Below are 14,589 nucleotides of genomic sequence, written 5' to 3'. Positions count from 1 at the left end.
TTTTATCAATAGACCTATTCTCTGCTCGTAAAACAGAACAGATATAGTAGAAGACAAAACTTTTAATTACGCAAACTAAACACTTTTAGAGTTTACTATGGAAACAATACAATCTATAAAACAGCGTTTCGGGATTATTGGAAATAGTCCAACTTTAAACCGTGCTATCGAAAAAGCAATGCAAGTCGCTCCAACAGATATTTCTGTTTTAGTCACTGGAGAAAGCGGTGTTGGAAAGGAAAGTATCCCTAAAATAATTCACCAATTATCGCATAGAAAACACGGTAAATATATTGCTGTAAACTGTGGTGCAATACCTGAAGGAACTATAGATAGTGAACTTTTCGGTCATGAAAAAGGCGCTTTTACAGGAGCAACAGCAACTAGAAATGGTTATTTTGAAGTTGCTGATGGTGGGACCATTTTTCTAGATGAAGTCGGAGAACTTCCCTTAACAACGCAAGTCCGTTTATTACGTGTTTTAGAAAATGGGGAGTTTATAAAAGTAGGTTCTAGTAAAGTACAAAAAACAGATGTACGTATTGTCGCAGCAACAAATGTTAATATGTTTGAAGCTATAAAAAAGGAAAAATTTAGAGAAGACTTATTTTACCGTCTAAGTACGGTAGACATTAACCTCCCTCCTTTAAGAGAGCGCCAAGAAGACATCCATATATTATTCAGGAAATTTGCTAGTGATTTTGCATTAAAGTACAAAATGCCAACTATTAAATTAACTGATGACGCCGTACAACTGTTAATTAAATATCGCTGGAGCGGAAACATAAGACAATTGCGTAATGTTGCCGAACAAGTTTCTGTTTTAGAACAGAATAGAACCATAAGTGCTGCTACATTAAATAGTTATTTACCTAGCGGAAACAACTTACCGGCAGTAATTAATAATACAAAATCAGAAAGCGATTTTAGTAGTGAGCGTGAAATTTTGTACAAAGTATTATTTGACATGAAAGCCGATTTAAACGATTTAAAAAAGCTAACCATGGAATTAATGAAAACAGGTAATGCTAAAGAGGTTCAGGAAGAAAACGAAAGTTTGATTCAGAAAATTTATGGAGAAAATGAAAGTGAATCAGAATTTGACGAACATATAGAAGATCTAGAAGTATTATCAATATCACAAAACTCTAGCCAACCTAACTCTAACTTAACTTCCGAAAACACCCAAGACAAATATCATTTTGCAGAAGAAATAGAGGAAGAAGAAACCTTGTCTTTACACGACAAAGAACTAGAATTAATAAAAAAATCTTTAGAACGTCATAAAGGAAAAAGAAAGCTAGCTGCGGAAGAACTAGGCATTAGCGAGCGAACACTCTACAGAAAAATTAAGCAATTTGATTTATAAAATCACGTTGTAATTATAAATAAAACTCAAATGAAAAAGCTAAAATATCTTTTACTACTTTTTGCCTCTTCGACTTTAATCGGTTGCGGAGCTTACTCTTTTACAGGTGCTGATATTGGAACTGCCGAGACTTTTCAAGTCAATTATTTTAAAAACACCTCCAATCTAATAGAGCCGGGATTAGACTTAGATTTCACCAGAGCACTGCAAGATTTAATTCAAAACCAAACCAGTCTTAGCTTAGTTAATTCTGGTGCTGATTTAATTTATGAAGGCGAAATAACAAATTACCGCATCTCTCCAACTACGGCAACTGCCAATAGTACAGCAGCACAAAACCGGTTAACAATAGGTGTGAAAGTTCAATTTTATAATAAAAAAGATAGTGAAAAGGATTTCGAAAAATCATTTTCATTTTTCTATGATTATACTGGTAGCGAATTATTATCTGGGACTACAAAAACAACAGCCCACGATGAAATATTTGAACGTTTAACTCAAGATATTTTTAACGCCTCACTTGCAAATTGGTAACCCCTAATGACTAGTCAAGAATTAACAGATCTTTTACAAGTACCGCAATTAGTTAGCCCAAAGCAAACTTATATGCTTCGTGATATTTTGGATGAATTCCCCTATTTCCAATCAGCACGCGCCATGTTCCTTAAGGGATTGAAAAACACAGAAAGTTTTAAATATAATCAAGCCTTAAAAGTGACTGCAGCTTATACTTCAGATAGAAGTATTTTATTTGATTTTATTACAAGCGATACTTTTGATCAAAATGAAATCTCCCAATACATCAAACAAAATGCGGACTATATCAATGGTCTGGAGGTATTGATGGAAGATATTTCAGTAAACACTACTGGACATGTCGATGAGACTTTAAAGCAACATATTGAAGATACTGTAGTAATACTCGATCCTGATTTATTTCAACCTAAAAAGGATGCTATAGGAACTGAAAAACCAGAATTAAAGGAAGAAGAAGAAGAAATAAATAAAAAGACGGTATCTATTTCTAATCTCGATAAAAAGGAGATAGAATCATTTTTAAATATCGGAAAACCATTTCAATTTACTAAAACAGAAACACATAGTTTTAACGAATGGCTAAATATTTCTAAATTTAAACCAATAAAAAGAGAAATTGAAGATTCTCCAAAGGAAGAACCTAACCTAGAACGTGCTAAAAAGTTTGAATTAATAGACAAATTTATCTCCAAAAACCCAAAGCTTGAAGCAAAAAAAGCTAAAACTTCGTCGCATAATATAGCTAAAGCACAGATGATACAGCCTGAGGCCTTGATGACTGAAACATTAGCTCGTATTTATGTCGAACAAAAAAACTATAAAAAAGCAATTCAATCTTATAAAATTTTAAGTTTGAAATATCCAGAAAAAAGTGGTTTCTTTGCAGACCAAATTAAAGCAATACATAAATTACAAGAATAAATAACAATTATAATGAGCACATTTGCAATCTTTTTGATCTTAATAGTAATAGTAGCATTTCTACTAATAGTTGTAATTATGGTACAAAACCCTAAAGGTGGAGGATTATCGTCTTCATTTGGAGGTGGTGGTACACAACAAATGGGTGGTGTTAAAAAAACAACAGACTTTTTAGATAAAAGTACTTGGACATTAGCAACTATCTTATTGGTACTAATATTAACTTCTAGTCTAGGTATTGACAGAAATGGTCAAACAGCAGAGTCTAAAATTTTAGAAAGTGACAATATACAGTTACCAACACCAACTGCAACACGTACAACAGATGATGCAACTAAGGTCGTAGATCCGGCTGCTGAATAATACTACAGTCTTTCAAAACATATAAAAAAAAGCCAGCTCTTAGAGTTGGCTTTTTTTGTTTCTGCAAGTTTGTCAGTTGTACTCTATTGGCATATTTTTAGCTTGTTATATAGTATTACATTTATAATTAATCAAACATATATACTATGAGTAAATTAAACATTAAACCTCTTGCAGATCGTGTACTAGTAGAAGCATTACCTGCTGAAACACAAACAGCTTCTGGTTTATATATACCAGATACAGCTCAAGAAAAGCAACATAAAGGAACAATTGTTGCTGTTGGAAACGGAAAAAAAGACGAACCTTTAACAGTTAAAGTTGGAGACAAAGTCCTTTATGGTCAATATTCTGGATCAGAAATCAAATTAGATGGTAAAGCATATTTAATGATGCGTGAAGATGACATCATGGCTATTATCTAAATAGCTTTTTATTTTTGGCTAAAACGTCAATTATCTAAAAAATATACAAAAACAATTATTAATTTTTTAAGCTACAAGCCAAATTGGCAACAGCCTAAAACAAAATTAAAAAAAAATGGCAAAAAATATAAAATTTGATGTAGAAGCACGTGACGGATTAAAACGTGGTGTAGATGCATTAGCAAACGCAGTTAAAGTAACTTTAGGACCAAAAGGAAGAAATGTAATTATTGGGCGTTCATTTGGAGCTCCAATAGTAACTAAAGATGGTGTAAGTGTTGCAAAAGAAATAGAATTAGAAGACCCATTAGAAAATATGGGGGCACAAATGGTAAAAGAAGTGGCCTCTAAAACTAATGATTTAGCTGGAGATGGTACAACTACTGCAACAGTATTGGCACAAGCAATAGTTAAAGAAGGTTTAAAAAATGTTGCTGCCGGTGCAAATCCTATGGATTTAAAACGTGGTATTGATAAAGCTGTAGAAGCAATTGTTGCAGATCTAGCTAAACAATCTAAAGAAGTAGGAAATTCTTCTGAGAAAATAAAGCAAGTAGCCTCTATATCCGCTAATAACGATGACGTTATTGGAGATTTAATAGCTAAGGCTTTTGGTAAAGTAGGAAAAGAAGGTGTGATTACTGTTGAAGAAGCAAAAGGGACCGAAACTTATGTTGATATTGTTGAAGGTATGCAATTTGACAGAGGTTATTTATCACCTTACTTTGTAACTAACAGTGATAAAATGGTAACAGATTTAGAAAATCCTTACATCTTATTGTATGATAAAAAAGTATCTACAATGAAGGATTTACTTCCTATTTTAGAGCCTGTTGCACAATCAGGAAAACCGTTATTAATTATTGCAGAAGATGTAGATGGAGAAGCATTAGCTACTCTTGTTGTAAATAAACTACGTGGTTCTTTAAAAATTGCAGCTGTAAAAGCGCCAGGATTTGGAGATCGTAGAAAAGCAATGTTAGAAGATATCGCCGTTTTAACTGGAGGTACAGTAATATCTGAAGAAAGAGGTTTTACACTTGAAAACACGACTTTAGAGATGCTTGGAACAGCAGAACGCGTTAGTATTGACAAAGACAACACGACTGTTGTAAATGGTGCTGGAGACAAGAGTTTAATCAAGAATAGAGTTAATCAAATTAAAGCTCAGATTGAAACAACTACTAGTGACTACGATAAAGAAAAACTACAAGAACGTCTTGCTAAATTAGCAGGTGGTGTTGCTGTACTTTATGTTGGTGCTGCTAGTGAGGTTGAAATGAAAGAAAAGAAAGACCGTGTAGATGATGCTTTACATGCTACTCGTGCCGCAGTTGAAGAAGGTATTGTTGCTGGTGGAGGTGTTGCTCTAGTTAGAGCTAAATCTGTACTTGACAAAATTACTACAGAAAACTTAGACGAAACTACAGGAATCCAAATCGTAGCACGTGCTATTGAAGCGCCATTACGTACCATTGTTGAAAATGCAGGTGGAGAAGGTAGTGTTGTTGTCTCTAAAGTTATGGAAGGTAAAAAAGACTTTGGTTATGATGCTAAATCTGAAACTTACGTAGACATGCTTAAAGCAGGTATTATTGACCCTAAAAAAGTAACTAGAATTGCATTAGAAAATGCTGCGTCTGTTGCTGGTATGATTTTAACTACCGAATGTGCTTTAGTGGATATTAAAGAAGCAGCACCAGCTGGAGGCGGAATGCCAATGGGTGGCGGTATGCCAGGAATGATGTAATAAACACAGTATTTATTATTATTATTATTATAGAAAAAGCCTCAACATGTGTTGAGGCTTTTTTATTTTATAACCTTTAATGCAAACCACATATATGATTTACAATTATTGATTTAATCTGTTATAATAAAAAGCAGGTAATAATAACAACAATAGAATCGGTTGAATTAAAAACCGTCTCACATTAAAAAATAGATAATACTGCTCTTGCTTAGGATCTAATACAAAATACAGGTAAAGCGTTATTAAAATAAAAAAAGAAAAAAGGTAAATCAGAGCTGAGAATTTTACAATACTTAAATCTTTAAAAAACATAAATAAAATCAACAGAGAAATTCCCGAGTTTATAACAAATCGTAATGCTGTATTAGTGACTAATTTAAACGTTTCTTGCCTAGGAGAATCTATATACAGATAATCGTTTTGAAAAAACAATAAGTAAGGATCATAAAATAACTCGTTTTGAAACCATCGGACCAATACTAATAGCATAAACAACAAAGAGATCCCGATATATTTTGAATACGTCCCCATCTACTTATTAATTTTAGAAAAACGATTAACCCAAAACATCCATAGTAAAAATACCAGCCCGTAAATAATAGCAGGAAAAACAACAGTATGTAATAGTTCTTCACGCCACGGGTAATGATACAAACCAATAGATAAAATAACAATTCTAATTAGATTGACACTATATATCAAAACACTACCCACCAAAATATAAAAAAAGGTCGTTTTAAATCGTCCTGCAAAGGCGATTACAAAAGACATAAATAAAATAATAATACTCGTACCGTTACAACCTTCTATAACTCTAGCCAAATATTTACCTTCTACCACAACTTTTATGGAAGGCTCCTCTGGGTGCGGCAACATTTGCGTATTATATCCACAGACCTCCAGTAAGTTTTGAGTTTGATTTCCGACCAAATAAGTGATATAATCTGGATAATATTGTCCTTCTTTAGATAAATCTAAATAGAAATTATAAGCCAAACTTAAACCTCCGTAAACGATCAAAAAGGTTATTATGAATTTTATAACAGGTTTATATTTTAATAGTAATGCCTTCAATTAAAAAAGAATGAATTATAATTTTTTTAAAGGTTGAAATTACGTCTTTTTAAATACTTTTACCAAAATTTTTAAACAAATGACTTTCGAAACTTTAAAACCTCAAGTTGAAACTATAGTTTCTAACACAACATTATCTACTGATGATAAATTATTACAAATTTGCCAACTATTAGATAAAAACATAGCATATTATAACTGGGTTGGTTTCTATTTTAAAAATGGAGACAAAAACGAACTTAAACTAGGGCCTTACGTTGGAGCACCTACAGATCATATAATAATTCCTTTTGGAAAAGGTATTTGCGGGCAAGTTGCAGTAAGTAACGAGAACTTTGTTGTACCGGATGTTGCCGCTCAAGACAACTATATTGCTTGTAGTATTACTGTAAAAGCAGAAATTGTAATACCAATTTTTGTTAATGGTGAAAACCTTGGACAAATAGATATAGATTCCAATACTCCTGACCCTTTTACAGAAGAAGATGAACGTTTTTTAGAATTTGTTTGCGCTAAAGTAGCAACCCTTTTTTAAGACTGAATAATATAGAGCTTATACATTCCGAATGGTATTAATTATCAAAATTAATCCTATTCGGAATTTTGCGTTTTACACTGCTTGTTAACAACTTATGCTTTTAGTTGAAAAAGCTGTATTTTTTTTCAACTAAACCAATTTACTTTTACTTAAATTTGCTTGCTTATTAACACAACTATAATGAGCAACAAAACAATTAAATCTGCATTAATTTCGGTATTTAGCAAAGAGGGATTAGAACCTATTGTTAGAGAACTAAACAAACAAGGTGTCACTATCTACTCTACTGGTGGAACCGAAACTTTTATTAAAAATCTTGGTATTGCTGTCGTTCCTGTAGAGGACGTGACGTCTTATCCTTCTATTTTAGGCGGGCGTGTAAAAACGTTGCACCCTAAAGTTTTTGGTGGTATTTTAAACCGTCAAAACCATGATGGAGATGTCAAAGAGATGAAAGACTTTGATATCCCACAAATAGATGTCGTTATCGTAGATTTATATCCATTTGAAAAAACAGTAGCTTCAGGAGCTCCTAATCAAGATATTATTGAAAAAATAGACATTGGAGGTATTTCGTTAATCCGTGCTGCAGCCAAAAATTATGCTGACGTCATTTGTGTGTCTTCTGTAGATGATTATTCCGAATTTTTAGAGTTAATCACAGACAAAAAAGGTGATTTATCCGAAGACGACAGAAAAGGGTTTGCTGCTAAGGCTTTTAACGTATCGTCCCATTATGATTCTGCCATTTTCAATTACTTTAACGCAGACCATAGTATTCCTGCTTTAAAAATAAGTGAAACCAATGGTAAAGTACTACGTTACGGAGAAAACCCACATCAAAAAGGTTTTTTCTTCGGAAACTTTGATGCGCTTTTCACTAAATTACATGGTAAAGAATTAAGTTACAACAATCTTTTAGATGTTGATGCTGCTGTAAATTTAATTCAAGAATTTAAAGGAGAAAAGCCAACATTTGCTATATTAAAGCATAACAACGCCTGTGGATTTGCGCAACGTGAAACCGTATCTCAAGCTTATACAGATGCTTTAGCAGGTGACCCTGTTTCTGCTTTTGGAGGTGTTTTAATCAGTAATACAGAAATAGACACAGCAACAGCTACAGCTATTCATAATTTATTTTGTGAGGTTGTTATCGCACCTTCTTTTTCAGCTGAAGCTGAAAGCATTTTAAAAGGTAAGAAAAACAGAATCTTATTAGTTTTAAAAGATACTGATTTTGCAGAAATGACGGTTAGAACATGTTTAAACGGTGTTTTAGTGCAAGATAAAAACAACAAAACAGATACAGTAGACGATTTAAAATACGTTACAGACAGTAAACCTACAACTGCTGCTATTGATGATTTGATTTTCGCTTCAAAAATCTGTAAGCATACAAAATCTAACACTATTGTTTTAGTTAAAAACAAACAACTTTGTGCCAGTGGAACTGGACAAACTAGCCGAGTAGATGCTTTAAACCAAGCCATACATAAAGCACAATCTTTTAACTTTGATTTAAAAGACAGCGTAATGGCTAGTGATGCCTTTTTTCCTTTCCCAGACTGTGTAGAAATAGCAGGTAATGCAGGAATAACTAGTGTAATACAACCAGGAGGTTCTATTAAAGACCAATTAAGTATTGATTACTGTAATGCTAATAACATTGCAATGGTTATGACTGGTACACGTCATTTTAAACATTAAACCTCTTTTTAAAATAAAATTAACACTAACATCGATTGGAGATAACCAATTGTTAAACAGTTAACTTAAAGCTTCGGTAATTGCACCGAAGCTTTTTTTATTTAGTTCAGATAATTCTCTGTAACAGCATAAAACATCCAAAATTAAATTTTAAACGTATCTTTTACTCGTACGACAATTAATAAAAATTGTGATACAATAAAATCCTTATATTACCATACTTTTATTACTTTTACAGTATCTTTTTAATAACACCTTATAATTACATATAACGCATGGGATTTTTTGATTTCCTGACAGAAGAAATCGCTATAGATTTAGGGACTGCCAACACACTAATTATTCATAACGACAAAGTAGTTGTTGATGCGCCATCTATAGTTGCAAGAGACCGTATTTCGGGAAAAATTATCGCAGTTGGACAAGAAGCCAACATGATGCAAGGTAAAACTCACGAAAACATCAAAACCATTAGACCTTTAAAAGATGGTGTAATAGCTGATTTTGACGCCTCTGAGCAAATGATAAGCTTATTTATTAAAAATATACCGGCTTTAAAAAAGAAATTATTCACACCTGCTTTACGTATGGTTGTTTGTATTCCTTCTGGGATTACAGAAGTAGAAATGCGTGCGGTAAAGGAATCATGTGAGCGTGTTAATGGAAAAGAAGTCTACTTAATACATGAACCAATGGCTGCGGCAATTGGTATTGGAGTTGATATTATGCAACCTAAAGGAAACATGATTGTGGATATAGGTGGTGGTACTACTGAAATTGCCGTTATTGCTTTAGGTGGTATTGTTTGTGACAAGTCTGTAAAAATTGCAGGTGATGTTTTTACAAATGATATTATTTATTACATGCGTACACAACACAATTTATATGTTGGAGAACGTACTGCCGAGAAAATTAAAATACAAATTGGTGCTGCTACTGAAGACTTAGATCTTCCTCCTGAAGATATGAGCGTTCAAGGACGTGATTTATTAACTGGAAAACCTAAGCAAGTACAAATTAGCTATAGAGAGATTGCGAAGGCATTAGACAAATCTATTTTACGTATTGAGGATGCTGTAATGGAAACATTATCACAAACGCCTCCAGAATTAGCTGCCGACATATACAATACAGGTATTTATCTTGCTGGTGGTGGATCTATGTTACGTGGTTTAGACAAGCGTCTGTCTCAAAAAACAGATTTACCTGTTTATATCGCCGAAGACCCTTTACGTGCTGTAGTTAGAGGTACCGGAATCACACTAAAAAATCTAGCCAAATACAAAAGCGTATTGATTAAGTAGTAACAATAACTAAATGCAACAAATTGTAAATTTTATACTTAAAAACAAAGCCTTTTTGTTTTTCTTGTTGTTGCTTTGCGTTTCTGTCGGACTTACCATACAATCACATTCTTACCATAAAAGCAAATTTATAAACTCAGCAAACAGTATTACTGGAGGCGTTTATAATGCTAGTCATTCGGTAAGTAGTTATTTTGGTCTGAAAGCAGAAAACGAAAAGCTACACGACGAAAACACGCGCTTAAGATCTTTATTGTATAATCAAAAGGACGCTTCTGACGTGTTTATTGATTCCACTTCTTTTGATACAAAATATAAATTTACAACTGCTAAAATTATCAAAAACAGCTATTCGCTTCAAAATAATTATCTCACCATTAACAAAGGTAAAAACGACAGTATTATTGAAGATTTAGGAGTGATTTCTTCAAAAGGCATCATTGGTATTATTGACAATAGTAACAGTAGGTTTGCAACTGTAATCTCTATTTTAAACACCACAAATAAGATTAGTGCACAACTAAAAAAAACCAATCAATTTGGAACTTTAAGTTGGAATGCAAAATCGCCGCATTTTGTACAGTTAACAGATATACAGAAAAATGCTGAATTAGTAAAAGGAGACACCATTGTTACTTCAGGACGTTCTGCAATATTCCCTAAAGGTATTTTGGTTGGTACAATTGAAACGTTCAAATTAGACGTTACACAAAACTTTTTTGAAATTGAGGTACAACTATTTAATGACATGACTAATTTAGAACATGTTAGCGTTATTGAAAACAAAGACAAACCCTTAATAGAAGCTTTATCAAAATCTAATGAATAACCTTCTATCCATACATACTATACGTTTTATAATACTTATTTTACTACAAGTATTATTATTTAATAAAATAAACTTTTTAGGCTACATAAACCCGCACGTTTATATCCTATTTATCATATTGTTTCCCGTAAAAAACAACCGAATTCTATTTTTATTTCTTAGTTTTTTATTAGGCTTAATTATTGATATTTTTATGGACTCAGGCGGTATTAATGCCAGCGCTGCTTTAGTGACTGCGTTTATAAGACCTGCTATTTTAAAGTTTAGTTTTGGTGCGGTCTACGAGCACCAAGCCCTTAAGTTTAACAATATTGATTTTGGTCAAAAATTAACCTATATTTCTATTTTAAGCGTTGTCCACACCTTTGTTTATTTTCTATTTGAAATTTTTAACATTTCTAAGATACTTTTTGTGTTACAAAACACGTTGTTTTCAAGTATATTCACTATTATACTCTGCATGTTAATAACGTCCATTTTTAGCAAAAAAACTAAATGAGAAAACTTTTACTTCTTTTATCTGTAATAATCGTCGGGATTGTTTTTACTGGTCGCCTATTTTACCTCCAAGTTTATAATGCGAGATCTACAAATTTGTATCAGGATAATGCTATTAGAAAAGTTTTTGACTATCCTAAACGGGGGTTTGTTTATGACAGAAACGGAAAACTATTAGTATCCAACCAACCATCATACGATGTCATGGTTATACCAAGAGAAGTAAAACCGCTAGACACGACAGAGTTTTGCAAATTGTTAAAAATCACAAAACAATCCTTTAAAGACAAATACGCTAAAGCTAAAAGACGCTCACCTAGATTACCTTTTGTATTTGTATCCCATTTATCCAAAGAAGATTACGCCATTCTACAAGAAAAAATGCGAAAATATGAAGGCTTCTATATTCAAAAACGAAGTTTAAGAAAATACGAAACAACTATTGGCGCTAATGTTTTAGGAGATATAGGGGAAGTTAATGATAGAAACATAAAAAACGATAACTATTACCAATCTGGAGATTTAATTGGTAAAGCCGGTGTTGAAGCTTCCTATGAAACAACCTTACGAGGCCAAAAAGGAATTAAATTTATTCAAAAAGACAGATTCAATAGAAACTTAGGGCCTTATCAAGACGGTATTCATGATACACTACCTGAAGCAGGCAAAGATATTAAAATAACCATTGATGCTAAATTACAGGCTTATGGTGAATTATTAATGACCAACAAACGTGGAGGTATTATTGCATTAGACCCAAAATCTGGCGAAATTTTAGCTTTAGTCTCTGGTCCTAGTTACGACCCTAATATCCTGGTAGGTAGAGATCGCTCTAAAAATTTCACAAAATTATATAACGACTCCATAGCAAATCCAACGTTTGACAGAGGCCTACAAGCACAATACCCACCTGGATCTCCCTTTAAAGTAATCAATGCCTTAATTGGTTTACAAGAAGGAGTCGTGACTAGTCAAGAACAATTTACATGTAGAATGGGCTATTACTACAATGGAAAAAAACTACACGGTTGCCACAGTCATAGAAGTCCCGTTAATATGAATTTAGGTATTTATGAATCTTGTAACTCCTATTTTGTAAATGTCTACAGACGAATTTTAGAAAAATATCCTACCTCTGCTGAAGGTATGGATGTTTGGAGTAATCACGTCAAAAGTTTTGGCTTGGGTGACTATTTAGGTTACGATTTAGTGGTTGGAAGAAAAGGAAGAATTCCTGATAGTAAGTTTTACGATAAATGGTATGGCAAAAATCGATGGAGCTCTACATTTATGACCTCTAACGCTATTGGGCAAGGAGAAGTTGAAACCACGCCGATACAACTAGCAAACATGGTTGCAGCAATTGCTAATCGCGGTTATTTTGTAACACCTCATATCATAAAAGAAATTGAAGGCATACCTATTGACGAAAAATATACCACACCAAGATACACAACGATAGACAGAAAACACTTCGAACCAGTTGTAGAAGGAATGTTTGATGTATTTAATAAAGGTACTGCCAAAAACTTACAAGTCGAAGGAATAGAAATTTGTGGAAAAACAGGAACTGCTGAAAATTATGCTAAAATTGATGGTGTAAAAACTCAGTTAACAGACCATTCTATTTTTGTAGCCTTTGCACCAAAAGACAACCCTAAAATAGCTATAGCAGTATTTGTTGAAAACGGGTATTGGGGCAGTCGATTTGCTGGCCGAATGGCTAGTTTAATGATAGAACAGTATTTAAAAGGTAGCATTAGCAGAACCGATTTAGAACAATGGATTTTAACCCATAGTTTAGAAAACGAATATGCTAAACCACAATCGGGAGAACCTTTTTCAATAAATAGAGGCTCACAATTACAAATTGTTCCTGCTCCCAATAAAAAAAACACATACACAACACTGAAAAAAACATAGTGCAACAAATTTAAGTTACCACTATAACACTAGATGAGGCAAACAGATAGACATTACAAATTTGATTGGTTAACCATATTACTATATTTTATACTAGTGATGTTTGGTTGGGTTAATATCATTTCGGCATCACACTCTGGTGAGGCCTTAGAGTTTTTCAACTTCTCACATTTTTACAGTAAACAACTCGTTTTTATTGGATTATCCATTATATTAATAATACTTGTATTGTCCATAGAATCTAAATTTTACGAGCGGTTTTCAAGTGTCATTTATATCATAGCACTATTCTCTTTAGCCGGCTTATTTGTATTCGGAAAAAATATTAATGGCGCCACCTCTTGGTATCCGATTGGATCTTTTACTTTCCAACCAGGTGAATTTGCTAAAGTTGCAACTGCTCTTGCTGTTGCCAAATACGTAAGTGATTTAAATACTGACATTAAACGCTTTAGCGATCAACTTAAAACCTTTGCGATTATCGTCGTCCCCGCTTTATTAGTCCTTTTACAACCAGATGCGGGAAGCGCAATAGTATACGGCGCTTTTTTCTTTGTATTATACAGAGAAGGATTGCCTCACATCTATTTAATTGTTAGTGTTCTATTAATATTACTATCAATATTCGCTTTAAAATTTGGAGCAGTAAGTACTCTACTAATTACAGCTATTATAGTATTAACGTATTATTTCACTAGAAAAAAAAGACCTTCAATATTACAACCCCTTACAGTAATACTGCTTTGTACATCATTAGCTTTTAGTGTTCGTTTTTTTTATGACAATATTTTACCTGTACACCAAAAAGATAGAATTACCATTTGGCTAAGTTTAGAAAAAGATCCGGAGAAATTAGAACGTATGAAAAAAACAGTTGCTTATAACCTCAACGAGTCTGAGAAAGCAATTAGTAGTGGTGGTTTTAGAGGGAAAGGTTTTTTAGAAGGGACACGTACCACAGGAAACTTCGTGCCTGAACAACACACGGATTACATTTTTAGCACAGTCGGTGAAGAATGGGGTTTTATTGGTAGTTTTTTAACGGTAATCGTATTTCTACTTTTAATTGTAAGAATACTTATTCTAGCCGAACGACAGAAAACACAATTTAGCAGAATGTATGGGTATGCTGTTGGAGCCATATTATTTTTACATTTTCTGATTAATATAGGAATGGTAATGGGACTAATTCCAACGATTGGTATACCACTCCCCTTCTTTAGTTATGGAGGTTCTGGACTATGGGGATTCACTATCCTTGTTTTTATCTTTATTAAATTAGATTCTAATCGTATTAATGAATGGTAACCTTTGGGTGGTAATAAAGTTAAAACGACTTATATCT

Annotated in this window: 14 protein-coding genes; 12 read left to right on the top strand and 2 right to left on the bottom strand. The window is 33.1% G+C overall.

What is annotated here, in order from left to right; all coding sequences use genetic code 11:
- Nucleotides 1-97: 97 nt before the first annotated feature.
- From H0I26_RS06535 to groL, 6 genes are all read left to right on the top strand, one after another.
- Nucleotides 98-1,369, top strand: a complete 1,272-nt coding sequence (locus tag H0I26_RS06535) for a sigma-54 interaction domain-containing protein (protein WP_218701526.1) — start codon at nt 98-100, stop codon at nt 1,367-1,369.
- A gap of 30 nt (nt 1,370-1,399) precedes the next feature.
- Nucleotides 1,400-1,903, top strand: a complete 504-nt coding sequence (locus H0I26_RS06530; RefSeq protein WP_218701525.1) for an LptE family protein — start codon at nt 1,400-1,402, stop codon at nt 1,901-1,903.
- A 6-nt stretch (nt 1,904-1,909) separates the two neighbouring features.
- Nucleotides 1,910-2,827, top strand: a complete 918-nt coding sequence (locus H0I26_RS06525; RefSeq protein ID WP_218701524.1) for a hypothetical protein — start codon at nt 1,910-1,912, stop codon at nt 2,825-2,827.
- A gap of 12 nt (nt 2,828-2,839) precedes the next feature.
- A complete protein-coding gene (secG, locus tag H0I26_RS06520; RefSeq protein WP_218701523.1) occupies nt 2,840-3,190 on the top strand; it encodes a preprotein translocase subunit SecG in 351 nt (116 codons plus the stop codon).
- Between the two features lie 146 nt (nt 3,191-3,336).
- Nucleotides 3,337-3,615: a co-chaperone GroES gene (groES, locus tag H0I26_RS06515; RefSeq protein ID WP_101017068.1), complete on the top strand. Its 279-nt coding sequence runs from the start codon at nt 3,337-3,339 to the stop codon at nt 3,613-3,615.
- Nucleotides 3,616-3,730: 115 nt separating this feature from the next.
- The gene (groL, locus tag H0I26_RS06510) at nt 3,731-5,365 is read left to right on the top strand and encodes a chaperonin GroEL (protein ID WP_101020937.1); all 1,635 of its coding nucleotides are present in this window, start codon (nt 3,731-3,733) and stop codon (nt 5,363-5,365) included.
- Nucleotides 5,366-5,470: 105 nt separating this feature from the next.
- On the opposite strand, the gene H0I26_RS06505 is transcribed toward groL, so the two are convergent.
- Both H0I26_RS06505 and xrtF read right to left on the bottom strand, forming a co-directional pair.
- A complete protein-coding gene (locus H0I26_RS06505) occupies nt 5,471-5,899 on the bottom strand; it encodes an exosortase F system-associated membrane protein (RefSeq protein WP_218701522.1) in 429 nt (142 codons plus the stop codon).
- Nucleotides 5,900-6,442, bottom strand: coding sequence for an exosortase family protein XrtF (xrtF, locus tag H0I26_RS06500; protein ID WP_218701521.1), 543 nt, complete (start codon nt 6,440-6,442; stop codon nt 5,900-5,902).
- A 79-nt stretch (nt 6,443-6,521) separates the two neighbouring features.
- On the opposite strand from xrtF, the gene H0I26_RS06495 reads away from it, so the two are divergent.
- The 6 genes from H0I26_RS06495 (at nt 6,522) to rodA (ending at nt 14,552) form a co-directional block, all read left to right on the top strand.
- Nucleotides 6,522-6,977, top strand: coding sequence for a GAF domain-containing protein (locus H0I26_RS06495; RefSeq protein WP_101017062.1), 456 nt, complete (start codon nt 6,522-6,524; stop codon nt 6,975-6,977).
- Nucleotides 6,978-7,160: 183 nt separating this feature from the next.
- Nucleotides 7,161-8,690: a bifunctional phosphoribosylaminoimidazolecarboxamide formyltransferase/IMP cyclohydrolase gene (gene purH, locus H0I26_RS06490; RefSeq protein WP_218701520.1), complete on the top strand. Its 1,530-nt coding sequence runs from the start codon at nt 7,161-7,163 to the stop codon at nt 8,688-8,690.
- 275 nt (nt 8,691-8,965) lie between these two features.
- On the top strand, nt 8,966-9,994 hold the full coding sequence (locus H0I26_RS06485) for a rod shape-determining protein (protein ID WP_090837702.1): 1,029 nt from the start codon (nt 8,966-8,968) through the stop codon (nt 9,992-9,994).
- 13 nt (nt 9,995-10,007) lie between these two features.
- Entirely contained in the window at nt 10,008-10,823 is an 816-nt protein-coding gene (gene mreC, locus H0I26_RS06480) for a rod shape-determining protein MreC (RefSeq protein WP_218701519.1), read from the top strand.
- 495 nt (nt 10,824-11,318) lie between these two features.
- Entirely contained in the window at nt 11,319-13,244 is a 1,926-nt protein-coding gene (gene mrdA, locus H0I26_RS06475; protein WP_218701518.1) for a penicillin-binding protein 2, read from the top strand.
- A gap of 33 nt (nt 13,245-13,277) precedes the next feature.
- A complete protein-coding gene (gene rodA / locus H0I26_RS06470) occupies nt 13,278-14,552 on the top strand; it encodes a rod shape-determining protein RodA (RefSeq protein WP_218701517.1) in 1,275 nt (424 codons plus the stop codon).
- Nucleotides 14,553-14,589: the final 37 nt, after the last annotated feature.

Origin of the sequence: Olleya sp. HaHaR_3_96, assembly GCF_019278545.1 — a bacterium.
Lineage (GTDB): Bacteria > Bacteroidota > Bacteroidia > Flavobacteriales > Flavobacteriaceae > Olleya.
This window is presented reverse-complemented; position numbering and strand designations above follow the sequence as displayed.

What these genes read in the sequence shown, in the direction of transcription:
- H0I26_RS06535 (WP_218701526.1), top strand. Translation starts at nt 98, where the DNA reads ATGGAAACAATACAATCTATAAAACAGCGTTTCGGGATTATTGGAAAT.
- H0I26_RS06530 (WP_218701525.1), top strand. Translation starts at nt 1,400, where the DNA reads ATGAAAAAGCTAAAATATCTTTTACTACTTTTTGCCTCTTCGACTTTA.
- H0I26_RS06525 (WP_218701524.1), top strand. Translation starts at nt 1,910, where the DNA reads ATGACTAGTCAAGAATTAACAGATCTTTTACAAGTACCGCAATTAGTT.
- secG (WP_218701523.1), top strand. Translation starts at nt 2,840, where the DNA reads ATGAGCACATTTGCAATCTTTTTGATCTTAATAGTAATAGTAGCATTT.
- groES (WP_101017068.1), top strand. Translation starts at nt 3,337, where the DNA reads ATGAGTAAATTAAACATTAAACCTCTTGCAGATCGTGTACTAGTAGAA.
- groL (WP_101020937.1), top strand. Translation starts at nt 3,731, where the DNA reads ATGGCAAAAAATATAAAATTTGATGTAGAAGCACGTGACGGATTAAAA.
- H0I26_RS06505 (WP_218701522.1), bottom strand. Translation starts at nt 5,899, where the DNA reads ATGGGGACGTATTCAAAATATATCGGGATCTCTTTGTTGTTTATGCTA.
- H0I26_RS06495 (WP_101017062.1), top strand. Translation starts at nt 6,522, where the DNA reads ATGACTTTCGAAACTTTAAAACCTCAAGTTGAAACTATAGTTTCTAAC.
- purH (WP_218701520.1), top strand. Translation starts at nt 7,161, where the DNA reads ATGAGCAACAAAACAATTAAATCTGCATTAATTTCGGTATTTAGCAAA.
- H0I26_RS06485 (WP_090837702.1), top strand. Translation starts at nt 8,966, where the DNA reads ATGGGATTTTTTGATTTCCTGACAGAAGAAATCGCTATAGATTTAGGG.
- mreC (WP_218701519.1), top strand. Translation starts at nt 10,008, where the DNA reads ATGCAACAAATTGTAAATTTTATACTTAAAAACAAAGCCTTTTTGTTT.
- mrdA (WP_218701518.1), top strand. Translation starts at nt 11,319, where the DNA reads ATGAGAAAACTTTTACTTCTTTTATCTGTAATAATCGTCGGGATTGTT.
- rodA (WP_218701517.1), top strand. Translation starts at nt 13,278, where the DNA reads ATGAGGCAAACAGATAGACATTACAAATTTGATTGGTTAACCATATTA.